Origin of the sequence: Microbacterium sp. NPDC091662, assembly GCF_044756705.1 — a bacterium.
In the GTDB taxonomy this organism is placed as follows: Bacteria; Actinomycetota; Actinomycetes; order Actinomycetales; family Microbacteriaceae; genus Microbacterium.
In genome coordinates this window covers 2,167,036-2,192,670 of record NZ_JBIVTM010000001.1, presented here as the reverse complement: position 1 = coordinate 2,192,670, position 25,635 = coordinate 2,167,036, and the positions used below count along the sequence as shown (strand labels likewise).

The window sequence follows — 25,635 nt, the reverse complement described above, 5'->3', positions numbered from 1 at the left end:
GGACACCTCATGGCAAACCAGGACCAGACCACCCCCGCTCCGGCAGAGAAGGAGCTCGCCCAGGCCGCTCCGAAGGCCGCCGCCGGCGCATCGCGCGTCGACCGGTCGAGCGGATTCTCCGCATCGCGCGTCCCCACGGACGCCAACGCCGCGGGCAAGACGACCATCGCCGACGGCGTGGTCGCCAAGGTCGCCGGCATCGCCGCGCGTGAGGTCGCCGGCGTCTACGCGCTCGGCGGCGGCGGCGCACGCGCCTTCGGTGCGATCCGCGACGTCATCAACGCCACCGACCTCGCTCAGGGCGTCAAGGTCGAGGTCGGCGACACGCAGGCCGCGGCCGACCTGACGATCGTCGTCGAGTACCCGGCGCCGATCCAGGACGTCGCGAACAACGTCCGTGCCGCTGTCGCGGGTGCGATCAGCCGCCTGGTCGGCCTCGAGGTCGTCGAGGTCAACGTCGAGGTCAACGACGTGCATGTGCCCGGCGACGACAGCGACGAGAGCGAAGAGTCGCGCGTCTCATGAGCGCCACGACGGTCGGCGCCCTGATCGGCGCTCTCCTCGCCCTCGCCGCCCTGCTTTTCGGGTTCTGGGGATTCCTCCTCATGGCCGTGTTCGCGGGAATCGGGGCGCTCATCGGCCGGATCGCCTCCGGCAAGCTCGACGTCCGCGGTCTCGCAGACGTCTTCACCGGGCGGCGCACCTCCTGATGCGCGCCGACCAGCACATCGCCGGCGGCGCTCCCTCGGGAGCCGCCGCCGGCGGGGCCACCGTCCGCGGACGCGTCGAGGTGAAGGATCGCGTCTACCGTACGGTCACCGAGAAGGCGTCCGCGACGTTGATCGGGGTGCCTCGCAGCGACGTGAAGGTCGATGTCGCCGAGCACCCCAGGGGGATCACGGTACGGATCGCCGCTCCTCTTCCCGTTCCGCGCCTGGATGACACGGCCGCGATCTCGCAGACCGCGCCTGTCCTCGAACGTGCGCGAGATCTGCAGGAGCAGCTGCAGCAGAGCCTGAGCACGATCCTCGGACGCAACGTCATCCGCATCAATCTCACCGTCACCGGTGCCGCCATCCCGGAAAGGAGACGAGTGCAATGAGCACCCCGGTCCTGCGCCGCGTCATCCGACGTGAGACGCACTCGCCGCGCACCGTCGCGATGTTCGTCGCGGTCATCCTGCTCATCCTGGCCCTCGCCTACATCGGTCTCGAGATCGTGCTGAGCCTCGCCGCGCAGCCCGCGCTCCTGGTCGGTCCCGCCGAGGCCGCAGGGTGGCTGATCGGGCTTCCCACCGCGCAGCCCGCCGGGCTCGTGATCGCCGGCAGCGTCGTGCTCGCCCTGATCGGACTGGTCTTCATCGTGCTGGCCGTCACCCCGGGGCGACTGTCGAAGCACGTGCTGGACGCGGGTGGACGCGCCGTCGTCGTCGACAACGGCGTGATCGCCAGCGCACTGGCCCAGCACCTCACGGAGGAGACCGGGCTCACCCGCGACAGCATCACCGTCGGTGTCGGACACCGCACCGTCGACGTGACCGTGCGCCCCGGCGTCGGCGTTCCCCTCGACAAGTCCGACGTGCAGGCGGCCGCCGAGGCGGAGCTGCAGACGTACCGGCTGGCCGACAGGGTGCGCACCCGGGTGCGCATCGAGCGCCCCACCGAGAAGGAAGACGACCTGTGAACAACACCAACCGTGCGTTGAATCGCACTCTGCTCCTGATCATCGGGCTGCTGTTCCTCGCGCTCGGAGCCCTCGGCATCGCCATCATGAGCTGGCCGACGCTGTCGGACATCTGGGCCGCCGGCGGCACGGATGCACGATCCTGGCTCGACCAGGCGATCGCCGCGACCGCGCTCGCCGGGGGAGGCCTGTCGTGGATCGGCATCGGTGCTGTCGTCGCGATCGTGGTCGTGATCGTGCTGCTGATCCTCGCGCTCACGAGCATCGCGGGCCGCCGCTCGAAGACCGTGCTCCGCTCGACGGGAGCGCAGAACCCTCTGGGCCGCGTGACCGTCGACGAAGCGTTCGTCTCCGATGCCGTGAAGAACTCCCTCACGACGCGTGACGAGGTTCTCTCCGCACAGGTGACGGCGAACGATGTGCGTCGCAGCCCTGTGCTGCACGTCTCCGTGACGCCGCGGCAGAACACCGACCCGCGAGAGCTGGTCGACCACGTCGATCGCCTGCTCGCCAACCTCGCCGTGCTGACCGGGCGCGAGACCGCGACCTTCGTCTCGGTCCACACGAGCCTCCGGGCCCGCCTCGCGCACGACCAGCGCCGTCTCTCCTGAGCACACCGCACTCCCGCAGAAAGCAGGCATCATGCGCAACAAGATCCTTCTCATCGTCGGCGTCGCCTTCGTCGCCTACGTCCTCGGCAGTCGGGCGGCGACGGTGCAGGTCAACAAGGGCGAGTCGGTCCGCCATCAGCTGGTGCGGATGTGGAACGACCCCCAGGCGCGGAAGCGACGCAAGAAGGCCGTCGAGAAGGCGTCGAAGAAGGCGCGGAAGGCCCTCGGCCGCTGACGCCGGGGCAGGCGGATCCTCCGGTCTTGCGGGTCGGGGCCCATGGTCGATTCTCGACTGACGAACTGCCGAGCAGTCGGTGCGCCACAGGTGCCGTCCGAACTCGCTATATGCTCAGGCGTGCTCGTCGCGGCGTCGTCGCGGGGGCCCGAAGGAGGAGAGTTCGTGCAGGAGAAGTCGGATGGCCGGAACCGGAGCGGCGTCACGCTCCTGGAAGTCGCCGACCTCGCCGGCGTCAGCCTGAAGACGGCCTCTCGTGCGCTGAACGATGAGAAGTACGTCAGCGTTCCGACCAAGGCCCGTGTGGTCGCGGCCGCGCAGGAGTTGGGCTATCACCTCAACAGCACGGCCAGTCAGTTGCGCCGGGGGATCAGCTCCGGGTTCGTCGCTTTCATCGCGGGTGACCTCGCGAACCCGTTCTATTCCTCGCTGGCGAAGGGCATCGAATCCGAGGCGCGACTGCAGGGTATGCAGATGACGCTGGCGAGTTCGGACGAGGATCCGGAGACCGAGGCGACGCTGCTGCAGGAGTTCCTGTCGCGGAACGTCGAGGCGATCATCCTCGTCCCGACCGACACCTCGCATGAGCGCGCCGAGGCTCTGCAGCGTGAACGTGTGCCGATCGTCTTCGTCGACCGGGTGCCGCGCGGAGTGACCGCCGATTCGATCGTGCTCGACAACCAGGCCGGTGCCAGGGCGGCGGTCGAGCACCTGATCGACGTCGGGCATGAGCGCATCGCATTCATCGGCGACTATCCCCGGCTTCAGACCCACGAGGAGCGGCTGGCGGGGTATCGCGATGCCGTGCAGAGGGTACCGGAACGCTTTCGTGAGGTGTACGTGAGGTCGGGTCTGCACGATGTGCCGGGTGCCCGCGATGCGGTGCGCCTGCTCATGGAACTCGATGAGCCCCCCACTGCCTATTTCACGAGCAACAACCGGGTGACGGTCGGGGCGACGCTCGCCTTCCGCGGCGTCACGTCTCCGCCCGCGCTCGTGGGGTTCGACGACCTCGACGTGTTCGAGCACCTCGGCATCACTGTGATGGCCCATGACCCCGTGGAGATGGGGCGAGCGGCGGCGCGAATGGCCATCGAGCGCAGCGTGGCGCTCGCGGGAGGTCGGCACTCGGTCGTGGTCGAGACCAGACTCGTCGCGCGTGGTTCCGGGGAGATCCCGCCGCGCGATTGACGCTGCCTTCGAGGGCGGGTGCGCGCGGGGGAGGCGCCGCCGAGTTTTGTATTGACGTGGCGACCGGTCCTGTCGTACTGTGCAATTCTGACAAGGTTGTCATACGCGGCAGTCCTGTCCCACCCGAAGGATTCCCGTGCGCACCATCTCCCGCGCGATCACCGCGCTCACTCTTGCCCTCGCCCTTGCTCTCGGAACGACCGTTCCGGCCTCCGCTGCTGCGGAGCAGGCAGCCCCACAGCTCGGCGCATCCGACGCCGTCTCCGACATCTACTACCAGGTGCTGCTGAAGCACACGGTCTGGGTCGAGCAGCAGTGGTCGCCCGCGATCAACGCGTATGCCCTCGCCGACTTCCGGTTCGCCGTCGTCCTCGGCAACGCGGTGCTCCTGAGCGAGCCGGATCGCTACGACGCCGCGGTCGCCGGGGTCGACCAGGCGACGCTGCTCGATCACACCGTGAAGACGATCACGCGGTACGCAGCGACGAACCGTCTGACCGGTGGCACCGAGTGGGGCAAGCAGCTCTTCTGGGACACGACCTACGAGAGCTACTTCGTGCTCGCGGCCCGCCTGTTGTGGGACCGGCTGGACGAAACGACGAAGAAGAACGTGGAGACCATCGCGACCGGTCAGGCCGAGTACACGGTCTCGCTCGGCAGCAAGAACGACCCGATGTCGGGCGGCTGGACGCCGAACGGCATGAACGGCGGCTACTCGGGCGACACCAAGGCTGAGGAGATGGGTGTCTACGCCCAGTCGATCGCCCCGGGCGCCGCGTGGTACCCCGAGCACACGAACAACGCCGCGTGGAAGCAGAGCCTCAGCCTGTGGAGCCGCAACATGACCGGCCTTCCCGCAGCCGACGCCGCCAACCCGGCGAGCCTCGACGGCGTGCCGATCTCGGACAACACGGCCCACAACGTGTGGGACACATTCCTCGTCGAGAACCACGACTCCTTCGGGCCGCACTACCAGTCCGAGGTCTGGCGGACCTCGGCGCGGAACGCGATCCACTTCCTGCTCGCCGGGCAGCCGCTGCCGGAGGTGCTCGAGGCGCAGCCCAACGGCGAAGAGCTTCTCGCGACGATCCTCGGCACGATGAGCGACGCAGGTGAGCCGCTCATGCCGATGGTCGATGACCGAGAGTTCCTCTATGGACGTGACGTCCTCCCTCTCGCCTATCTCGCGCAGGTGCAGGGGAACCCGTACGCGGCGCGCGCCGAGCAGAACCTCGCCGAACGACTGCTCCCCTACCAGGACTACGGCGCGGCACCCCGGATCGCGAAGTTCTCCGGGGAACCGAAGTACGAGCCCGAGGCGCGGGCCGAGGTGGCGATCAGCTACCTGCTCCACAAGCTGCGCAACGGCAGCCCCGAGGGACCTGTCGCTCCGGCGAGCAACGACGAACTCTTCGCGTATGCGAGCGGCGTCGTCGACTACGGCAAGAGTCGTCCTGGTCTCCTCGCGCAGCAGAGCCCGAACGCCTGGGCGGGCACGGTCGATCGCGCGAACATGGTGAAGTTCGTGTGGCAGCCCGAGCATGATGACTGGCTCTTCGACATCAGCGGGAATACTCCGTCGATGCTGCCGCAGAGCAGTCTGGTCGTGAAGGGTCGATTCGGCGACGTCTACTCGCTCGAGAAGGACGGCTTCGACGGCTCTGCCAGCATGCTCGATCTGGGGGCCGGATATGCCGGGATGACGACGCTACCCACGGGGTCGATCGTCTACGCCTCGACGGGCAACGGCTCCGGCGAAGGCGCGCTCACCGTCCGCAAGCTCACGATGCCCGGAGTGCCCGGCCTCGATGGGAGCCGTGACTACGACACCGCGGAGGGGCGCTACACCTCGGTCGACACGACACCTCCCGCTGCGCCGACCAAGCCCGCGAACGTCGCCCGGCTCGACCCGGTGACCTTCCCCGCAACGAACGCCCGCTACGTGCGCATCCAGGGAGTGCAGCCCGCTGCCGCGAACGCCGGCTACTCGTTGTTCGAGCTGATGGTGCGCAGTGGGAACTCTGCCGAGAATCTCGCGAGCGGTGGCAAGGTGACGGCGTCCTCTTCGGACCCCGCCCATCCCGCCGGCAACCTCACCGACGGCAAGACCGACACCCGGTGGGCGATCGATCCTGCCGCGGCGTCGGCCGTCGACGGCTGGGTGCAGGTGGATCTCGGGTCGGTGCGCAGCATCGACTCGGCGTACCTCTTCTGGGATACGGCCGCCGCCAAGCAGTACGTCGTGCAGACATCGGTGGACGGATCGACGTGGACCGACGCGGGCTACAAGGCCGCGATCGCCGGCGTCGCGCGCGGCGACCAGGTGAACTTCGCTCCGACCACGACGCGCTACCTGCGGATGCAGGGGGCGGCGACCACCACGGCCTTCGGATACTCGCTGTTCGAGTTCGAAGCCCGCAGGGGGACCAACGGGCCGAACCTGGCCACCGCGCCCGGCGCCGTCGCGACAGCTTCGTCGCAGGACCCGGCGCGGCCCGCCGCCCGAGTCAACGACGGTGACCCGGCGAGTCGGTGGGCGGTGGCTTCAGCCGACCGAGCCAAGGCCGACAGCTGGGTGCAGCTCGACCTGGGGGCCGAAGTGACGGTCGACAACGTGCGACTGCTGTGGGAGTCGGCGATGGCCGGCGCGTTCAGCATCCAGTCCTCGACGGACGGCGTGACCTGGACGGAGCTCGCGTTCCGGGCGCCGATCGTCTCCCGGATGGACGAGCTGTCGTTCCCGACGGAGCAGGCCCGTTACGTGCGGATGCAGGGAGCTCTCGGCAACCCGAGCTTCGGGTACTCGCTCTTCGAGTTCGGCGTGCTCAACGGCACCGACCCGAAGAACCTCGCGATCGGTGCGACCGCGACCGCCTCCAGCGAGGACGCCGGCTCCAGCCGTCAGGCCGCGAAGGTCAATGACGGGAACTTCGGGACGCGGTGGGCCGTCGCCCAGCCTCTGCGCACCGCACCGGACACCTGGATCCAGCTCGACCTCGGTGCTGTCGCTCCGGTGGATCGCGTGCGTCTGAGCTGGGAGTCGGCCGCCGGTCAGGTCTACAGCATCCAGACCTCCGTCGACGGCACGACCTGGAAAGACGTGGCGCAGTACTCAGCCGCATCAGGCGCGAGCCAGTCCCAGGGCGACTGGCTCGGAATCGAGGACCGCGTCGGCCTGGTCGTACGCGATTCGGAGCGTCCGATCACCGTCGTCTCCGGCACCACCACCGACCGGGTCATCCTCGCGAACGGCGCCTCGACCGACCTGCTCGTCGAGGGCTACGCCAAGACGGATGCGGCGACGACCGCTCAGCTCGCCGCACGGGCAACGGTGAAAACCAGCGACCCCGGGCTCAAGGCGAGCGATGCGGACGGCTACCTCAGCATCTTCAACCTCTCCGGTGCAGCGATCGATGGCACGATCACGGTGCCGGCGCCCGCTGCGCAGGTCTCGCTCTTCGACGGGAGCCAGCAGCTCGGTGCCGACACGGTGAGTATCCAGCGCTCTGTCGCCGCTGCGAGCTCGCAGCTGCTCGCGGCGCGCTTCACGGTCATCGACGTCGACGGCTCCAGGGTGCAGGCCGGCGTGACCGCCGACGTCCGCGACGGCAGGACCCTTGTGCTGAGCGGAGGCGAAGGAACGGTCCGGGTCACGCACGCCGCATCCGGAGCCACGAAGGACGTGCAGCTGTCCGGAGGAAAGCCGGTGACGGTCTCGTTCGCCGGGGCCGCCTATCCGCTCGCCGACCAGGCCGTCGGGGTCACGACCTTCCCGACGAGCCCGCTGCCGCAGGGCATGACCGACCCGGACTTCGCCACCGACGCGAACCCCTGCACGGCGTGGGAGCCGGGCGCGGACGGCGGGCGCATGGTCGTCGACCTCGGGTCGCCGCAGGCTCTGGGCTCAGTCCGCACCGTGTGGACCGATGGCGCGGTACCCGGCGTCTCGCTCTCGGCGAGCACCGATGGCAAGACCTACACGGATATCGGTGCCGTGGCGGGAGAGCGTTCCGCGGTCACACCGGTCTCCGGCACGGCGCGATACGTCGCCGTCACCGTCGACAAGTGGGCGTCGAAGACCTCGGCATCGCTGCAGACCTTCGGCGTCTATGCCGCGGGGACGGATGCGGCCGTCATCGAGCGGGAGTTCGCGCTCTGCGCGGACGACGTCCCCGACCTCGACCTGGCCGTCGCGATTCGAGGGTCGAAGCCGGGAGCCCCCTGGGTCGACCCCGTCGCGACGCCGAATGCCTCGATCGAGAGCGCGGGAGAGGTGCGGGTGCGATACACGATCACGAACGCGGGAACAGTTCCGCTGTCGCTCGTGTCGCCCACCATCGACGGTGTCGCCGTGGCCTCCTGCGTGCAGGGTGCACTGGCCCCCGCAGCGAGCATCGAGTGCGAGTTCGGGATCGATCGCGCCGAAGGGGCCGCGCAGTTCACGGCCGCGGTGGCGGGGGACGATCCATGGAAGCGGATCGCGAGCGATGAGCTCGCGGCGACCTTCGTCATCACGAAGCCCGCGCCCCCGACGACGAACCCCCCGACGAACCCGCCGGGCACGAACCCTCCGGGCACGACGCCTCCGGGAACGAAGCCATCGGGTCCGACCACGGGGAATCCGAAGCCGCCGCGCACCGGCGCAGGACAGCCGGGCAACGGCGGATCGCCCGATGGCGGCGAAGCGCTCCCCGCGCCGCCGGTCGACACGAAGCCGACTCCCACCGCTGCTCCCGAGAAGCCGGGCGCCATCGAGCTCGTGATCGGCAGCGCCCGCATCAAGGCCGGAGAGACGCAGTCCGCGACGGCGGGCGGGTTCACCCCGGGGGAGAGCATCGAGGTGACACTCGACGGCGTCGACACGCCTCTGGGGCGGTTCGTCGCCGACCAAGAGGGCTTCGTCACCGTCCGGTTCCTCGTTCCCGAAGACCTCGAACCGGGCGAGTACACGCTCCAGGTCCGAGGGGCGCAGTCGGATCGCTCGCTGACCGGCGTGTTCTCGGTCGTCGCCGCGGGAGAGGCTGTCGGTGCTCCGGCCGAGACGGCCGACGAGGCATCGTCGATCTGGTGGTGGGCGATTCCAGTCGAGGTCGTGGTGCTCGCGCTGCTCGGCGTCCTGACACTCGCCCTCGTCCGCAGGTTCCGCACACCCGCCCCACTCGACTGAGCCGTTCGACGTACAGAGCCCCGGCCCGCCTCCACCCCACCTTCGACGGGAGGCGGGTCGGTCGACTCAGCCGCGGGCCACCACGTCCATACCCGGCGCGTCGTGCGGGCGCCGCGCAAAACCGTGCTGCTCGTAGAACGAGGACTTCCCGCGGGCGGCGAAGAGCTGGATGTCATCCACGCCCCGTGCCCGCGACTCGGCGACGAGTCGTTCGAGGATGCGTGCGCCGATCCCGCGGCCCCGTGACCGTTCGGTCACGATCAACTCCGTCACGAACGCGTGCAGGCCGCCATCTCCGATGAGGCGGCCGATGCCGAGCAGCGTTCCGTCCGCTTCACGCGCAGAACACACGATCCACGAACCGGCGAGCGCTCGTTCGAACGTCTCAATCGGATGGTCAGCCCAGCCGGTCTCGTCATACAGAGTCTTGACGTCGATGGGCGAGGGCGGCGTGAGGGTGATGTCCACCTCACTACGGTAGCGGTTCACCGTCGCTCTTCATCGGGCGGTGATTGCGTCGGCATCGGTGGGGATGCTACTCTCGCCGACGAGGCGTTGAATCGATTCATTCAATTCGATGTGCACACCTCGCAATGCCCGAAGAACTGGTTTCCATCAACGACGATCGGAACGCTCCGTGACATATCCGACTGCTCCTTCCGCGCGCCCCCGGCGCTGGTCCCGCTCGGCTCGCGTCCTGCTGGTGGGGGTGCTGACGGTCGCTCTCGCCTTCACCACCGCCCTCGTGAGCGGGGCGTCCGTACCCGCCGCCGGCGCGACGCCGACGCTCGCGCTCACCACCCTGCAGGTGGAGAAGAAGACCGAGCCGGTCGGGATCGACGTCGACCGTCCGCGGTTCTCGTGGGTCATCGAGACCGGCGAACGCGCGGTCGTGCAGGAGTCCTACCGGTTGCGGATCGCGGCCTCTGCCGGAGCCCTCGCCGGGGGAGACCTCGCGTGGGACAGCGGCGTCGTCTCCTCCGATGCGTCATCGAGCGTCGAGTACACCGGCCCGGCCCTCGCCTCGGCCACCGAGTACTTCTGGAGCGTCGACGTCGTGACCTCCGCGGGATCGGCGCAGGCCGCCTCCTCCTTCCACACCGGTCTGTACGGCGAGGCCGACTGGCAGGGCAGCGCCTGGATCGGGAACGACCGGCCGCAGGAGTCGGGCCCGATCGAGATGACCCTGACCGGGGCGAGCTGGATCCACCCGCAGTACGCGGGAGGCAACACGCCATCGGGCTACTTCCGCAAGACGTTCACGGTCGACCCCGCGAAGACGATCGCCGGTGCGCAGCTGGTGATGACCGGGGACCGCGGGTACTCCGTGCTCTTGAACGAGGTGCAGGTGGCGTCCGGTCGCTCGGTCGACGACGCGTGGAAGACCGCATCGCGAGTGGCAGTGTCGCCGAAGTCGGGCGAGAACGTGCTCGCCGTGCGCCTGGACAACACCGCGAAGGCTTACGGAGGCTTCGTCGGGAAGCTCACCGTGCTCTACTCCGACGGCACGACGCAGGACATCGTGACCGACACCAGCTGGCTGTCGACGCGCACGGCGCCGAGCGGATGGCACCGCAGCGACTTCGTCGCGGACGGCTGGGAGGCCGCCGCCGCGCGCACGATCTACGGCGGATCGCCCTGGGGACCGGTCACGATCCCCGTCGAGACCACGCCCGATACGCGGATGACCTTCGACACCGCGTCGTGGATCCTCCCCGCGATCGGCGCGCCGTCTCCCGGCAACCCGATCCCGGACACGCTGTTCCGTCGGACGATCGAGGTCCCCGCCTCGAAGACCGTCGCGTGGGCGCAGCTCGCCGTGACCGGTGACCAGATCTTCACCGCCTACTGGAACGGTGAGAAGGTCGCGTTCAACACCGGCGCCGACAACGAATGGCAGCAGGCGCGCGCCGTCGCCCTCACCGCGGCCCCCGGATCCAACGTCCTCGCACTCGCTCTCGACACCCCGGGAAACGCCCAGTACGGGGGAGTGATCGCCCGCGTGCGCATCGGCTACACCGACGGCACGTCGACCGACGTGGTGAGCGACGGGCGCACGAAGGCGCTGGTCTCTTCCGAGAGCGCCGCACCGAGTGGCTGGAAGACCGTGGAGTTCGATGACTCCGGGTGGCAGGCCGCCCGCGAGCAGGCCCTCTACCGGGGCTGGGTCTACGGCGGTCAGGTCACGATTCCCGAGCTGAACCTCGGAACCGAGAAGCTCACGCTGGCCGGTTCGACGTGGATCTGGACGCCGGAGGCCGCTGCACCCGTCGCGCCGGGGGAGCCGCGGGCCTTCCGCCGCACGTGGGAATCCCCGGACGACAAGATCGCCACCCGGGCGGAGATCGTGATCACCGCCGACGACTCCTTCCGCCTGTCGGTGAACGGCACCCTGCTCGGGGCCACCGAGGGGGCGACGAACGAGTGGCAGCAGTCGCATCGGTTCTTCGCCGACCTCGATGCCCGCCGGAACACCGTTGCCGTGCAGACCACCAACGGCGCGGGATCTCCCGCCGGGCTGGTCGCCGCGATCAGGGTCACCTACTCCGACGGCTCGACCGAGATCGTGCGCACCGACACGGAGTGGAAGGCCAGCAAGACCGTCGATGCCGGGTTCGAGGCCCCGGGCTTCGACGACTCCGGGTGGGGTCGTGCGGCGGCACAGGCGGCGTTCGGCAGCGGACCCTGGGGCGGCGGTGTGCGCGAACCGGTCGCGAAGCCGAACCCCGCTCCGCTCCTGCGCAAGGAGTTCGCCGTGGACGCGGATGTGCGGGCGGCGACGCTGTTCGTTGCCGCCGGTGGGTACGCGAACGTGTCGCTCAACGGCAAGCCGATCAGTGACGATGTGCTGTCGCCCGGCTTCACGGACTACGACGACACGGTCCAGTACGTCGCGAACGACGTCACCGAGCTCGTGAAGTCGGGCTCCAACGCGATCGGCCTGGAACTCGGCCGCGGCTTCTTCGGCATGACCGGCGGAAACGTCTGGAACTGGCAGCGCCCGCCGTGGCACGATGAGCCCGTCGCGCGCCTGCTGCTGCGGCTCGAGCTGGCCGACGGCACGGTGCAGACCGTGGTGACGGACGACAGCTGGACCATCCACGACGGACCCACGCAGTTCGACGACCTCTACGGTGGCGAGCTGTTCGATGCGAGCAAGGTGCAGACCGGATTCGATACCGCCGGCTTCGACGACTCGGGCTGGGAGCCCGCGTTCGAGGCGAAGGGTCCGAAGGGCGTGCTGGTGAATCAGCGCCAGCAGCCCATCCGCATCACCGAGGAGCTTCCGGCCGTCGAGATCACCGAGCCGGTGGCCGACACGTACGTGGTCAAGTTCCCCCGGGTCATCGCCGGGTGGGTGCAGTACACGGCGCAGGGTCCGGCGGGCACGACCATCCGCTCGCAGGCCGCAGAGAAGCTGCTGCCGAGCGGCCTTCCGAACTTCTCGAACAACGGCGGCTTCGCCTCGGGGTTCCAGACCGACAGGTTCGTCCTCGCGGGCACCGGTGCTCCGGAGACGTGGGAGCCGCAGTTCTCGTACAAGGGGTTCCAGTACATCCAGGTCACCGGCTGGCCGGGCGACCAGCCGCCACGGCTCGAGGACTTCACCGCGAAGGTCGTGCACACCGACGCACGCGAGTGGGGTTCGTTCGAGAGCTCCGAGCCCATCATGAACCAGGTGCATCGAGCGGTCGTCGACACCCTGAAGAACAACATCCACGGCATCCCGACCGACACCCCGATGTTCGAGAAGAACGGCTGGACCGGTGACGCCGCGGTCGGTGCCGAGATGTTCATGACGAACCTCGACACGCACGAGCTGTTCGCGAAGTGGATGCGCGACGTGCACGAGACCCGCGGTGCCGACGGCGCGCCGGAGGTGATCGCCCCCTCCTCGAACAACTGGGGCGACACCGGCAACTGGGGCATCAATCCGCCCTGGCACTCCGCCTACGTCATGATCCCGTGGTGGCTCTACCAGTACGGCAACGACGACCGTGTGCTCGCCGAGCAGTACGACGGCATGAAGGGCTACCTCGACCTGGAGTACGGCCGCTCGACGAACGGCCTCGTCGCGAATCCGCGGCTGGGCGACTGGGTCAGCCCCGAAGCGAGCCCGGCCGGCAGCAATGCTCCGGAGGACACGCGGGTGTCGGCGACGGCATACCTCTACGCGATGCTCACCTCCATGCAGCAGTCGGCCACGCACCTGGGCAAGACCGCCGATGCGGCGATGTTCGCCGAACGTGCCGCGGTCGTGAAGGACACCTTCAACGCCACGTTCCTGGACCGGGACCGCGGACTGTACCGGGGCAACGGCTCCGACCGCGGCTACCGACAGACGCACAACGTGCTCGCGCTCGCATTCGGCCTCGCACCGGACGCGGCGATGGAGCAGCGAGTGGCGGCCAGCATCGCCGCCGACGTCGCGGCGAAGGGCGGTGCGCTGAACACCGGGGTGCTCGGCACGAAGTACCTGCTGCCCGTGCTCACGAAATACGGCTACGAAGACGTCGCCTTCCAGCTCGCCACCTCGACGGCGTACCCGAGCTGGGGTTTCATGGTCGCCAACGGCGGCACCACGATGTGGGAGCACTGGTCGCTCGAAGCGCGGTCGCTGGGCCACTACTTCCTCGGGACCGTCGACGACTGGTTCTACAAGGGCGTCGCGGGCATCGCGGCCTCCGAATCCGAGGGATACCGGAAGATCGAGATCGCTCCGGCGGTCACCGGACAGATGGACTGGGCGAAGGCCGAGACGCAGACCCCGTTCGGCCCCGTGAGCGTCGACTGGAAGCGTCAGGATGGCGCGCTCACGCTCGACACCCACGTGCCCGTCGGCTCCACGGCGACCGTTCGACTCCCCGCCCCGAACGCCTGGGCGGTCAGCGAGAGCGGATCAGCGCTCGACAGGGCGAAGGGCGTGCTGGGCGTCGCGATCGACGGCGACGACGTCGTCGTGACGGTGGCCTCCGGTGACTACTCCTTCACGGTCGATGCCGATGCCGGCGCCGTCGGCGACATCCTCGACCGACTGGCCGAGTTCGACGCCGAGGTGGAGGCCCGCCACATCGGTGGTGCGTTCGACGATGCGGCCAGGACGGCGCTCCTCGCCGGCAGCGATCGCGTGCGGGACGACGTGAAGGCTGCGCTCGCCGCGATCGGCGATCCCTCGGGGGCGGCCGAGCGGCTCGCCACGGCGATCCTCGCCCTCGACGAGCTCGACCGCGCGGTGGCCGCCGTCGCCACCGATGATGCGACCCGCGCCGCGCTCGCGGCGAAGGCCGAGGCCGTGCGCACTGCGCTCGGGCGCACGATCTCCGGACTCCTCGACATCGAGGCGGCGCTCACTCCGCCGCCCGGCGTCAAGCCAGGGGAGACCGGGCAGGTGGGCGTCCGCGTCGACAACGGCGGTGATCGCGACATCTCCCGGGTGAAGGCAGCCCTCACCGGTCTCTCGGCGGAGTGGGCCACGGCTCCGGAGCCGACTCCGGTCGCCGAGACGATCAAGAGCGGCACCGATGCCGCGGTCGACCTCGGGTTCACCGTGCCGCTCGGCGCACCCCCGGGACCCGTCGCGGTCGGGGGAGTGATCGAGTACGGCTTCGGCGGAGCGACGGTGCGGCTCGCCGCCGATGCGCAGATCGTGGTCGACACCCCGGTGCAGATCACGTCCGTCACGCTGGACCCCGCGACCGTGCGCCCCGGTGGGGTCACGACGCTGGTCGCGCAGATCGCCAACGTCGGCGCCCAGCCGACGAGCGGACACCTCACGGTCGTCGTCCCCTCGGAATGGCAGACGCCGCTGAGCACGGGTGACGTGGTGATCCCCGCCGGACAGACGGTGTCGCTGTCGGTTCCTGTGATGGCGCCGCTCGACGCGAAGGCCGGCTCGACCACGGCGACTCTGACCGCCGCGTTCGAGAGGGGCGGAGTGCGCTTCGCCGCGCGGGATGCAGCGCTCACGGTGCAGCTCGCCCCGATCGATGCCCCCGCGCCCGGCTACAATCACATCGATCTCGGAGATGCCACATCGGAGACCGCGCACGCCCTGACCGCGTCGCCGTCTTCCGGCACGAACACCGAGGCGGGTCTCACCCGGCGTTACGCCGGGCACCTCGTCGACTTCTCGCAGTTCGAGTTCGACATGGCCGTCGTCCCCGGTGAGCCCTTCGTGATCCGCTCGGTCGAGACCTACGACCGGGCGCAGACCAAGAGGTACAAGGTCTACGTCGACGGTGTCGAGGTGCACACGCGTCAGTTCGCGCACACGGGCGGCGTGGGTACCGAGACCTACGAGTTCGTGGTGCCGGCCGAGCGGGCGACCGACGCATCGGTGCGGGTGAGGTTCGAGACGCAGACCGACCACAGCTTCTACGATCCCTCGATCGCGGATGTGTGGACGGCTCCGGTCCCGCGAGACACCGTGGTGCCGCAGATCGTGTCGCGTACGACCCCGGCATCGCCCGACCCGAGAACCGGATGGTTCACCAGCGCCCCCGTGGGCGTGGAGCTGCAGGCCCAGGATGATCGTCCCGGCGACGTGCGCATCGACTACCGGGTCGATGGCGGCACATCCGCGGAGTACACCTCCCCGCTCACGCTCGATCGTGAGGGCGAGCACACCGTGGTGGCCACCGCGACCGACGGGGCGGGCAACCACTCGCAGCCGCTCGAGGTGCCGGTGCGCATCGATACGAAGGCGCCGACGACCACGGCCGAGTTCAGCGACGACTTCGACGACGACCACGTCGCGAAGGACCGTGGGGTGATCGAGCTCGTGCCGACGGATGCGACCTCGGGCGTCGGTGCGACCCGATACCGGATCGACGGCGGCGACTGGACCGACGGCACCACCGTCGAACTCGCGACCCGGGGTGTGCACACGGTCGAGTTCTTCTCGCTCGACGTCGCCGGCAACGCCGAGGCCGTGCAGTCCGTGACCGGCGAGATCGTCATCCCCGACCGGGTCCCGCCGACGGTGGCGCACACGGTGTCGAACCCCGGCTCGAACGGTTGGTACCTCGGTGGCGCAGCCGTGACGGTCAGCGCGACCGACACGGAGAGCGGCGTGGCCTCGGTCGAGTACCGGGTCACCGGGGGTGGATGGCAGCTGTACCGCGACCCCGTCGTCCTTCCCGAGGGGGAGACGCTCTTCGAGTACCGTGCGACAGATGTCGCCGGCAACGTGAGCGGCATCCTGTCGGAGCGGATCAAGGTCGATGGCACCCGACCCGGAGTGTGGGCGTGGCTCTCCTCGGCAGGCCGTGTCAGCGCGGTCGCGACCGACTCGGCCTCGGGCGTGCAGCGCCTGGAGTACTCGCTCGACGGGAACACCTGGAGCGACCTCTCCGCAGTGGTCACAGCCACTCCGAAGCCCGAGAGCCTCTCGGTGCGCGCGGTCGATCGGGCGGGGAACGCCAGCGCAACGCTGGAGGTCGTGCCAAGTGCCCGCCCGCCGGCCCTCTCGATCGAACCAGGCTCATCGATCCTGGTCGAGGGCAGCGGCTTCGCACGGGGAGTGAAGGTGCGGGTGGAACTGCACTCCGATCCGCTGCTGCTGGCGACCGCGACGGCGAACGGGGTGGGGGTGATCTCCGCGCTGGCCACGGTGCCCGCCGACTTCCCCGGCGGTGCGCACTCGCTCGTGCTCGTCGAGCAGGGCGGCGCGGCGGTCACGCTCCCCGCGCAGATCGCCGCGACCGGATTCGCTGCGGACGTCTGGGTACCCGTCGGCGCCGGCGTGCTGCTGGCGGTAGGGGCCGTGCTCCTCGTGTTCGCACGGCGGCGACGGTCTGCGTCGGTGCGGCGGTAGGTGACGGTGCGGCGGTAGGCGTCGGTGGTGCCCCGGGTGCGCTCGGGGCGCCACCCGCCGGGGAGGTCAGACCTGCCGCGCCGTCGAATCCCGCACGACGAGCTCCGGCTGGAACACCACGCGCTCGCGTGCGGATTGCCCTCCGGCCTCTCGCAGCATCAGATCGACGGCCGTGTACCCGATGAGTTCGGCCGGCTGGCGGATCGACGAGAGCGGGACGACCGCCGCGGCGGCGAAGTCGATGTCGTCGTAGCCGATGAGGGCGATCTCGTCGGGGACCCGGATGCTGCCCCGCATCATGAGCGCCTGCAAGACGCCCATCGCGAGCAGATCGTTCGCGGCGAAGATGGCGTCGGGACGATCTTCGGGTGCACGCGCGCTGAGAGTCTCGCCCGCGGCGCGGCCGGCGAGCACGCTCAGCGAGTCGGTCAGGATGACTTCGAGCGAGACCCCCGCTTCGTTCGCGGCCTTGCTGGCGCCCTCGAGGCGGTCGACCACCTGGCGGATGCCCATCGGCCCGCCGACGAACGCGATGCGCCGTCGCCCCTGGCTCGCGAGGTGCTGCACGGCGAGGTAGCCGCCGCCGACGTCGTCGACCGAGACCGACGAGAAGCTCTCGTCGGCGACCTCGCGATCGACGAGCACGACCGTCGTGCCCCGGTCGCGCAGCCGGCGCAGTCGCGGGAGGTCGTCGGCGAGGGGGGAGATGAGCAGCCCGGCGATGCGCTGCTCCTCGAACAGGTCGATGTAGGCGCGCTCGCGCTCGACCTTCTCGTCGCTGTTGCCGAGGGTGACCGTCATCCGGGCTTCGGCCGCGCGTTCCTCCGCCCCGCGGGCGATGTCGGTGAAGAAGGGGTTGCGCACGTCGAGCACGACGAGGCCGATCGAGCGGCTGTGGCCGGCTCTGAGCTGTCTGGCCGCATCGTTGCGCACGAAGCCGAGCTTCTCGATGGCAGCGGTGACACGTTCCACCGTGGCGGGGGAGACCTTGTCCGGATGGTTCAGGACGTTCGAGACGGTCCCGACGGAGACGGAGGCGGCGAGAGCGACATCTCGAACACTGACGACCAAGGCGTTTTCCTTTCCGCGGGATCCGCGAAACCTTTCCCTGAAACGTACCACTGCTCATTCCGTGACTTGACAAGCGACTGCGGGCGTCGTAATTTACAGATGCTCCACCTTTTAAAACGATTCAATCCGCAGGGATGATCCTGCAGTTTAGGTCCGATCAATGACGATTCCCTCTGGGGCTCCCGGCTCTCCGCCGGCGCTCGAACTCCGCGACATCCGAAAGTCTTTCGGTGCGGTGGTCGCTCTCCGTTCCGGAACCCTGTCGGTCGACGGCGGATCCATCCACGCCCTGGTGGGCGAGAACGGGGCGGGCAAGTCGACCCTCGTGAAGATCGTCGCCGGTCTCTACCAGCGCGACGACGGGATCTTCCGTTTCCACGGCGAAGACGTGGACTTCTCCTCGACGGCGCAGTCCAAGAGCGCGGGCGTCGCCGTGATCTACCAGGAGCCGACGCTCTTCCCCGACCTGTCGGTCACCGAGAACATCTTCATGGGCCGCCAGCCCACGGGGCGTTTCGGCCGCATCGACCGCAAGGCCATGCGGCACGAGGTCGAGCGGCTGTTCACCCGGCTCGGCGTGACCATCGATCCCGACCGTCCGGCGGAGGGTCTGTCGATCGCCGACCAGCAGGTCATCGAGATCGCGAAGGCCGTCTCGCTCGACGCGAGTCTGCTGGTCATGGATGAGCCCACCGCCGCGCTGTCCGGCGTCGAGGTCGAGCGTCTGTTCACCATCGCGCGCAGCCTCCGCGACGAGGGCCGCGCACTCATCTTCATCTCGCACCGCTTCGACGAGGTGTTCGCCCTCTGCGACACCGTCACGGTCATGCGGGACGGCGCGTACATCGCCACCAGCGCGATCGCCGACACCTCGGTCGAGGAGATCGTGCACCAGATGGTCGGCCGCGAGGTGACCGAGTTGTTCCCGAAGCAGGAGACCACGGTCGGCGCTCCGCTGCTCGAGGTCGAGAATCTCACGAGCCCCGGCATCTTCCACGACATCTCCTTCACCGTGCGATCGGGTGAGATCGTGGGCCTCGCCGGTCTCGTCGGCGCCGGCCGCAGCGAAGTGGCCCGCGCCGTGTTCGGCGTCGACCCCTACCGCGAGGGGACCGTCACGATGCAGGGAGTCCGCATCCCGCGCGGTCGCCCCACCGACGCCATGCGCGCCGGTCTCGCCCTCGTCCCCGAAGACCGCCGCAAGCAGGGGCTCGTGATCGAATCCGGCGTCGGCGGCAACATCACCCTCTCGATCCGCCGCCAGCTCGCGAAACTCGGCTTCCTCACCACCGGGATCGAGAACCGCGCCGCCCGCGAATGGGCCACCAGGCTCGAGGTCAAGACGCACGCTCTCGACACGGTCGCGGCGACGCTCTCCGGCGGCAACCAGCAGAAGGTCGTCCTCGCCAAATGGCTCGCGACGCAGCCGAAGGTCCTCATCATCGACGAGCCGACCCGAGGCATCGACGTCGGCACCAAGTCCGAGGTGCACCGGCTGCTCTCCGAGCTCGCGGGGCAGGGCATGGGAATCCTCATGATCTCGTCCGAACTGCCGGAGGTGCTCGGCATGGCCGACCGCGTCCTCGTCATGCGCGAAGGCCGGATCACCGCCGAGATCGCCCGCTCGGAGGCCACTTCCGAGAATGTCATGTACGCCGCGACGCACGCATCGGAGCTCTCCTCGTGACCACCGCCATCCCCGTCTCCTCGATGACGAAGAGGCTCGCAGCCCTCGGCAGGGCGCGAGAGTTCGGCATCCTCCTCGCGCTGGCGCTCGTGATCATCGCCGCCACGACGAACAACTCCAACTTCCTGTTCAGCCCCGACGGCTGGCGCGACCTGCTCCTCACGCCGTCGATCCTCGTGCTCGTCGCCGTCGGGCAGGCCATCGTCCTCATCACCCGCAACGTAGACCTCTCGGTCGGCTCGGTCATGGGGCTCACCGCCTACCTCACCGGTCGCCTGTTCATCGACGTCCCCGGCATCCCGATCATGGTCGTGGTGGTGGCCGCCGTCGTCTTCGGAGCCCTGCTCGGACTCATCAACGGCGCCCTGGTCGCCTTCGCGAAGGTTCCCGCCATGGTGATCACCCTCGGCACGCTGTACGCCTACCGCGGCATCAACGTGCTGTGGACCGGCAGCGACCGGGTGAACGCCTCCGACATGCCGAAGGACTTCCTCGCTCTCGGCACCGGGCAGCTCGTCGGCATCCCGATCCTCACGATCGTGGCTCTCATCGTCCTCGCCGCGGCCGCCTGGTACATGAAGAACACGCGCGGTGGACGCGAGTACTACGCGATCGGATCCGATCCCGCCGCCGCCGAGCTGTACGGCCTGCGCGTCACCCGCCGCGTGCTGACGGCCTTCGTCGTCTCCGGTGCTCTCGCCGGTCTCGCCGGGGTGTTCTACGCGGCCCGCTACGGCACCATCAACTCGCAGGCCGGAGCCGGGTGGGAACTCGATGCGGTGGGCGCGGCCGTGATCGGCGGCGTCGCGATCACCGGCGGCATCGGCTCGGTGTGGGGCGCGGCGATCGGCGCGGTGCTGCTGCTCACGATCAACCGGGCACTCCCCATCCTCGGCATCCCCGACTTCTGGCAGCGCGCCGTCGTCGGCCTCCTGATCATCGGCGCGATCGTGCTCGACCGCGTCCTCGCCGTCCGCCAGAAACGACGGCTCATCGAAGCGAGGGACAAGTCATGACCACCGCGACAGCGACCGCGACCACGCGAGTCATCCGCGACTTCGACAAGCCGCTCTGGCGTCGTGTGCTCCTCACCAGGGAGATGGCGATCGTCGCCCTGCTCCTCGTCGTCGTCATCGTCTCCGCGAGCACGGTGCGCGGGTTCGGCCAGCCGATCACCCTGAACTATCTGCTCCTCGACATCGCACCGATCCTCCTGATCGCCCTGCCGATGACACTCGTGATGATCACCGGGGAGATCGACCTGTCGGTGGGCAGCATGGTGGGTCTCTCCAGCGTCGTCACCGGAGCACTGGTGCAGGGCGGGATCCCCTTCGAGGTCGCCGCTCTCGCCGCCCTGCTCGTCGGCCTGGTCGGCGGAGCCTTCAACGGATTCCTCGTCACCGTCGTCGGCCTGCCGTCGCTCGCGGTGACCATCGGAACCCTCGCGCTGTTCCGCGGCCTCGCGGTCGGCCTGCTCGGCACGGCGGCGGTCACCGAGTTCCCGGAGTTCTGGACAGACCTCGCCAAGGCGAAGATCGCCGGTACGACGATCCCCGTCGTGATGATCCCGTTCCTGATCCTGCTCGTCGCGTTCATCCTCCTGCTGCACTACACCCCGTTCGGGCGTGGCGTGTACGCGATCGGGCTGTCGAAGGACGCCGCACGGTTCTCGGGAGTGCACGTGGAGCGGACGAAGTTCATCCTCTTCGTGCTCTCCGGTGTCGTCGCCGCGTTCGCCGGAGTTTTCTACACGCTCCGTTACGGCAGCGCCCGCGGAGACAACGCCACCGGCCTCGAACTGCAGGTGATCGCGGCCGTCGTGCTCGGAGGCGTCTCGGTGTTCGGCGGGCGGGGAAAGATCTACGGCGTCGTGGCCGCGGCGCTGCTCATCGGCTCGCTCGCCAGCGCGCTGCGCCTGATGAACGTGACCTCGGATGTGATCAACATCATCACCGGTGCCCTCCTGGTCGTGTCGGTGGTGGCCGCAAGCTTCCTCGCCTGGCTGCAGAAGGCTCGGCGCAGACCCGCACGATCGACCACCGGCGCCACACCCACAGCTTCATGACGCCGACGCCGCAGCAGCGGCACCCCCTCACGAAAGGAACAGAACAATGATGTTTGCACGCAAGCGTGTGACCGCGTTCGCCGCCCTCGCGGTGGCCGCAGCGGTCGCCCTGTCCGGATGCGCGAGCACCGGCGGCGACGACGGCGGCGACAACGGCGGCGACGGCAACCTCGCCATCACCTTCCTGCCGAAGAACCTCGGAAACCCCTACTTCGACACCTCGAGCAAGGGCGGCAAGGCGGCCGTCGAGGAGTTCGGCGGCACGTTCGCCGAGGTCGGGCCGGCCGAGGCCACGCCCGACGCGCAGGTCAGCTACATCAACACCGCCACGCAGCAGGGCGTCGGAGCGCTCGTCGTCTCGGCGAACGACCCGAAGGCGATCTGCGACGCGCTGAACGAGGCGCGCGACGGCGGCGTGAAGGTCGTCACCTTCGACTCCGACACCAACCCGGAATGCCGCGACGTCTTCATCAACCAGGCGGATTCCGAGGGCATCGCGAAGGTGCAGGTCGACCAGATCGCCGAGCAGATCGGCGGCGCCGGAGAGATCGCGATCCTCTCGGCCTCGGCCAACGCGACAAACCAGAACGCCTGGATCGACCTGATGAAGGAGTACCTCGCCAGCGACTACCCCGACATCACGCTCGTCGAGACCGTCTACGGCGACGATGACGACCAGACCTCGTTCGACAAGACCGCGGCCCTGCTGCAGACCCACCCGAACCTGAAGGGCATCATCTCGCCCACGACGGTCGGTATCGCCGCAGCGGCCCGCTACCTGTCCACGTCGGACTACAAGGGCAAGGTCTCGCTCACCGGCCTCGGCACCCCGAACCAGATGCGCGAGTACGTCGAGGACGGCACCGTCACGTCGTTCGCGCTGTGGAACCCGGAAGACCTCGGCTACCTCGCCGCGTTCGCGGCCCAGGCGCTCATCGAGGGCGACATCACCGGCAAGAAGGGTGACGCCTTCACCGCCGGCGACCTCGGCGAGTACACGGTCGGAGACGACGGTGTCGTGCTGCTCGGCGACCCGTTCGTGTTCAACGCCGACAACATCGGCGAGTTCGACTTCTGATGAACACCGAGCGCCCGGCCGGCACGGGGTGTCGGCCGGGCGCTCACAGAAAGGCCCCCATGATGCGCGTATGCGTGAAGCTCCAGGTGCGACCCGAGCTTCTTGACGAGTACCGCGAACGTCACGACCCCGTGTGGCCGGAGATGCTCGCCGAGATCGCGGCGGCCGGACGCCGCAACTACTCGCTCTTCCTCGCGCCCGACGGCGAGCTCATCGGGTACTACGAGACCGATGACGACGCCGCGGCACAGGCGTATCTCGCCGCGTCGCCCGTCGCCGCTCGCTGGGAGGCCGAGATGGGTCGCTTCTTCGTCGGGATCGACGGCCGACCGGACCAGGCCGCCCCCACACTTCCCGAGGTGTTCAACCTCGAAGACCAGCTCTCCTCCTCCGGTCTCCAGAACGAAAGCAGTGCATCGTGAGCATCCTCACCCCTCTGAACCTCGCCGTCCTCGAGCGGCAGAGCATCGAGCTCCCCAGCTGGGCCTTCGGCAACTCCGGCACACGTTTCAAGGTGTTCGGAACCCCGGGCACCCCGCGGGACGCGTGGGAGAAGATCGCCGATGCCGCCCAGGTCAACCGCTACACGGCACTCGCTCCCGCGGTGGCGCTGCACATCCCGTGGGACGTGGTGGACTCGTACTCCGACCTGCGAAAGCACGCTGAGGACCACGGCGTGACCCTCGGCACGGTCAACTCCAACACGTTCCAGGACGACGACTACAAGTTCGGCGCCCTCACGCACGAGGATGAGGCCATCCGCCGTAAGGCGATCGACCACCATCTCACCTGCATCGACGTGATGGATGCAACCGGAAGCCGTGACTTGAAGATCTGGCTGGCCGAGGGGTCGAACTATCCCGGCCAGGCCGACATGCGCGGGCGCCAGGACCGCCTGCAGGATTCGCTGCAGAAGATCTACGACCGCCTCGGCGACGACCAGCGGCTCGTGCTCGAGTACAAGTTCTTCGAGCCGGCGTTCTATCACACCGATGTTCCCGACTGGGGCACCTCGTACGCGCAGGTCAGCGCTCTCGGCGACAAGGCGATGGTGTGCCTCGACACCGGTCACCACGCCCCGGGCACGAACATCGAGTTCATCGTGATGCAGTTGCTGCGCCTCGGCAAGCTCGGCTCGTTCGACTTCAACTCGCGCTTCTATGCCGACGACGACCTGATCGTGGGGGCGGCCGATCCGTTCCAGTTGTTCCGCATCCTGTTCGAGGTGATCCGCGGCGAAGGTCTGAACAACCCCGACGTCGCATTCATGCTCGACCAGTGCCACAACGTCGAGGACAAGATCCCCGGCCAGATCCGCTCGGTGCTGAACGTGCAGGAGATGACGGCTCGCGCGCTGCTCGTCGACCGCGACGCGCTCACCGTCGCCCAGAAGTCGGGCGACGTGCTCGCCGCGAACGCCCTCTTCATGGACGCGTTCTACACCGACGTGCGGCCGGCGCTCGCCGAATGGCGCGAGTCGCGCGGTCTCGCCGCCGACCCCATGGCCGCCTACCTCGCCTCCGGCTACCAGGAGAGGATCGCCGCCGAGCGCGTGGGCGGAGTCCAGGCAGGCTGGGGCGCCTGACCGCGCAGGCGCTGGTGATCGGTGCGCCGCCCGCGCTCAGGCCCGGGCGGCGTACTGCTGCCGGATGAGGGGGCGGTGGTCGACTGCGAAGTCTCGCGCGTCGCCGTCGTCCCACGACGGGCGCTCGCCGGTGAGGGCCCAGGCCGCCTGGACCGCGGCTCCGCGAGCGACAGCCTCGTCGATGCCCGGCACGACGATCGGCACGTCGAACACCTGAGCCGCGATCCGCGAGACGGCGGGATTGCGCGCGGCCCCGCCGATGAGCAGGATACGGGTGGCCGGCACCCCGCACCGACGGATCGCATCGAGGCCGTCGGCGAGACCGCACAGCAGTCCCTCCACCGCAGCGCGGGCCAGGGTCTCGCGCCGTGTCGAGGCGAGCGACATGCCGAACAGGGTGGCCGTGCCATCCGGGCGGTTCGGGGTGCGCTCGCCCTCGAAGTAGGGCTGCAGGACCAGGCCGTCCGCTCCGGGTTCGGCCGCCAGCGCCAGACGGGCGAGTTCGTCGTGATCGACGCCGAGCAGTCCGGCGACCGCATCGAGCACGCGCGCAGCGTTGAGCGTGGCGACGAGGGGCAGGTGATGGCCGCTGCCGTCGGCGAAGCCCGCCACGACTCCTGTCGGATCGGCGATGGCGTGTTCGGACACGGCGAAGACCGTGCCGCTCGTGCCGATCGAGATCACCGCGTCGCCGGGTCGCGCACCGAGTCCGAGTGCACCGCCGGCGTTGTCTCCCAGACCTGCTCCGACCACGGTGCCGCCGGGCATGGTCCCCATCCGCTCGGCGGGCCCGATTACGCGGGGGAGGGTCGGGACGTGACCGAACGCGCGCTCGAGCAGGTCGAGGTCGTACGTGCCGCTGGAGGCGCTCCAGTACGCGGTGCCGCTCGCGTCGGAGCGGTCGGTGGCGAGGGCGTCGAGGGCGGGACCGAGCGCGGACGCACCGGCGGGTCCGTACCCGCGAAGTCGCCAGGAGAGCCAGTCGTGGGGCAGAGCGACCGCGGCGACCCTGGTCGCGTTCGCGGGCTCGTGATCACGCAGCCACCGCAGCTTGGCTCCGGTGAACGACGCCACGGGCACGACTCCGACCCGACGCGCATACTCCTGCGCGCCGACCTCCGCCACGAGCGCCGCCGCGGCGTCCGCACTGCGCACGTCGTTCCAGAGCAGCGCGTCGCGGACGACGTGGCCGTGTGTGTCGAGTGCCACGAGCCCGTGCTGCTGCGCGGCGATAGAGATGGCGGCGACGTCGTCCAGACCACCGGCGTCGACGATCGCGTGCTGCAGGGCCGACCACCAGGCCTCGGGGTCGACCTCCGTGCCGGACGGATGCGATGCCCGTCCGGTGCGCACCACTTCCCCGGTCGCCAGGTCGTGAACGGTCACCTTGCAGCTCTGCGTGGACGAATCCACGCCGGCGACGTATGTCGACGGCATCTGCCTCTC

The 25,635-nt window shown here is 69.1% G+C and carries 18 protein-coding genes; 15 read left to right on the top strand and 3 right to left on the bottom strand.

Going from position 1 to position 25,635, the window contains the following annotated elements; translation table 11 throughout:
- Nucleotides 1-9: 9 nt before the first annotated feature.
- The 8 genes from ACIQLD_RS10685 to ACIQLD_RS10650 all read left to right on the top strand — a co-directional run bounded on the left by ACIQLD_RS10685 (nt 10) and on the right by ACIQLD_RS10650 (nt 8,887).
- The gene (locus tag ACIQLD_RS10685) at nt 10-525 is read left to right on the top strand and encodes an Asp23/Gls24 family envelope stress response protein (protein ID WP_402607987.1); all 516 of its coding nucleotides are present in this window, start codon (nt 10-12) and stop codon (nt 523-525) included.
- Nucleotides 522-710, top strand: coding sequence for a DUF2273 domain-containing protein (locus ACIQLD_RS10680; RefSeq protein WP_402607986.1), 189 nt, complete (start codon nt 522-524; stop codon nt 708-710). The genes ACIQLD_RS10685 and ACIQLD_RS10680 overlap by 4 nt, the downstream gene beginning before the upstream one ends.
- The gene (locus tag ACIQLD_RS10675) at nt 710-1,102 is read left to right on the top strand and encodes a hypothetical protein (RefSeq protein ID WP_402607985.1); all 393 of its coding nucleotides are present in this window, start codon (nt 710-712) and stop codon (nt 1,100-1,102) included. Before ACIQLD_RS10680 ends, ACIQLD_RS10675 begins: the two co-directional genes overlap by 1 nt.
- Nucleotides 1,099-1,683, top strand: a complete 585-nt coding sequence (locus tag ACIQLD_RS10670) for a DUF6286 domain-containing protein (protein ID WP_402607984.1) — start codon at nt 1,099-1,101, stop codon at nt 1,681-1,683. The genes ACIQLD_RS10675 and ACIQLD_RS10670 overlap by 4 nt, the downstream gene beginning before the upstream one ends.
- On the top strand, nt 1,680-2,294 hold the full coding sequence (locus ACIQLD_RS10665) for a hypothetical protein (protein WP_402607983.1): 615 nt from the start codon (nt 1,680-1,682) through the stop codon (nt 2,292-2,294). The genes ACIQLD_RS10670 and ACIQLD_RS10665 overlap by 4 nt, the downstream gene beginning before the upstream one ends.
- Before the next feature lie 31 nt (nt 2,295-2,325).
- Nucleotides 2,326-2,529, top strand: a complete 204-nt coding sequence (locus ACIQLD_RS10660; RefSeq protein WP_402607982.1) for a hypothetical protein — start codon at nt 2,326-2,328, stop codon at nt 2,527-2,529.
- A 165-nt stretch (nt 2,530-2,694) separates the two neighbouring features.
- The gene (locus ACIQLD_RS10655; protein ID WP_402607981.1) at nt 2,695-3,720 is read left to right on the top strand and encodes a LacI family DNA-binding transcriptional regulator; all 1,026 of its coding nucleotides are present in this window, start codon (nt 2,695-2,697) and stop codon (nt 3,718-3,720) included.
- Between the two features lie 136 nt (nt 3,721-3,856).
- Nucleotides 3,857-8,887: a discoidin domain-containing protein gene (locus ACIQLD_RS10650; protein ID WP_402607980.1), complete on the top strand. Its 5,031-nt coding sequence runs from the start codon at nt 3,857-3,859 to the stop codon at nt 8,885-8,887.
- Between the two features lie 66 nt (nt 8,888-8,953).
- Here the strand turns inward: ACIQLD_RS10650 and ACIQLD_RS10645 are convergent, their stop codons facing one another.
- Nucleotides 8,954-9,355, bottom strand: a complete 402-nt coding sequence (locus ACIQLD_RS10645; RefSeq protein WP_402607979.1) for a GNAT family N-acetyltransferase — start codon at nt 9,353-9,355, stop codon at nt 8,954-8,956.
- Nucleotides 9,356-9,524: 169 nt separating this feature from the next.
- Here ACIQLD_RS10645 and ACIQLD_RS10640 point away from each other — a divergent pair, with 169 nt between their 5' ends.
- Complete coding sequence (locus tag ACIQLD_RS10640; protein WP_402607978.1) at nt 9,525-16,703, top strand: family 78 glycoside hydrolase catalytic domain; 7,179 nt, start codon at nt 9,525-9,527, stop codon at nt 16,701-16,703.
- 66 nt (nt 16,704-16,769) lie between these two features.
- Here ACIQLD_RS10640 and ACIQLD_RS10635 read toward each other — a convergent pair whose 3' ends face one another.
- A complete protein-coding gene (locus tag ACIQLD_RS10635; RefSeq protein ID WP_402607977.1) occupies nt 16,770-17,774 on the bottom strand; it encodes a LacI family DNA-binding transcriptional regulator in 1,005 nt (334 codons plus the stop codon).
- Between the two features lie 160 nt (nt 17,775-17,934).
- Between ACIQLD_RS10635 and ACIQLD_RS10630 the strand changes: the two genes are divergently transcribed.
- Genes ACIQLD_RS10630 through rhaI form a run of 6 tightly spaced genes read left to right on the top strand, consistent with a single transcriptional unit; the run spans nt 17,935 to nt 24,189 of the window.
- A complete protein-coding gene (locus ACIQLD_RS10630) occupies nt 17,935-19,461 on the top strand; it encodes a sugar ABC transporter ATP-binding protein (protein ID WP_402607976.1) in 1,527 nt (508 codons plus the stop codon).
- A gap of 23 nt (nt 19,462-19,484) precedes the next feature.
- A complete protein-coding gene (locus ACIQLD_RS10625; protein ID WP_402608525.1) occupies nt 19,485-20,477 on the top strand; it encodes an ABC transporter permease in 993 nt (330 codons plus the stop codon).
- On the top strand, nt 20,474-21,526 hold the full coding sequence (locus tag ACIQLD_RS10620) for an ABC transporter permease (RefSeq protein ID WP_402607975.1): 1,053 nt from the start codon (nt 20,474-20,476) through the stop codon (nt 21,524-21,526). Before ACIQLD_RS10625 ends, ACIQLD_RS10620 begins: the two co-directional genes overlap by 4 nt.
- A gap of 46 nt (nt 21,527-21,572) precedes the next feature.
- On the top strand, nt 21,573-22,604 hold the full coding sequence (gene rhaS / locus ACIQLD_RS10615; RefSeq protein WP_402607974.1) for a rhamnose ABC transporter substrate-binding protein: 1,032 nt from the start codon (nt 21,573-21,575) through the stop codon (nt 22,602-22,604).
- A 59-nt stretch (nt 22,605-22,663) separates the two neighbouring features.
- Complete coding sequence (locus ACIQLD_RS10610) at nt 22,664-23,026, top strand: L-rhamnose mutarotase (RefSeq protein ID WP_402607973.1); 363 nt, start codon at nt 22,664-22,666, stop codon at nt 23,024-23,026.
- The gene (rhaI, locus tag ACIQLD_RS10605; protein ID WP_402607972.1) at nt 23,023-24,189 is read left to right on the top strand and encodes an L-rhamnose isomerase; all 1,167 of its coding nucleotides are present in this window, start codon (nt 23,023-23,025) and stop codon (nt 24,187-24,189) included. The genes ACIQLD_RS10610 and rhaI overlap by 4 nt, the downstream gene beginning before the upstream one ends.
- Nucleotides 24,190-24,225: 36 nt before the next feature.
- Here rhaI and xylB read toward each other — a convergent pair whose 3' ends face one another.
- A complete protein-coding gene (gene xylB / locus ACIQLD_RS10600; protein ID WP_402607971.1) occupies nt 24,226-25,626 on the bottom strand; it encodes a xylulokinase in 1,401 nt (466 codons plus the stop codon).
- Nucleotides 25,627-25,635 lie beyond the last annotated feature (9 nt).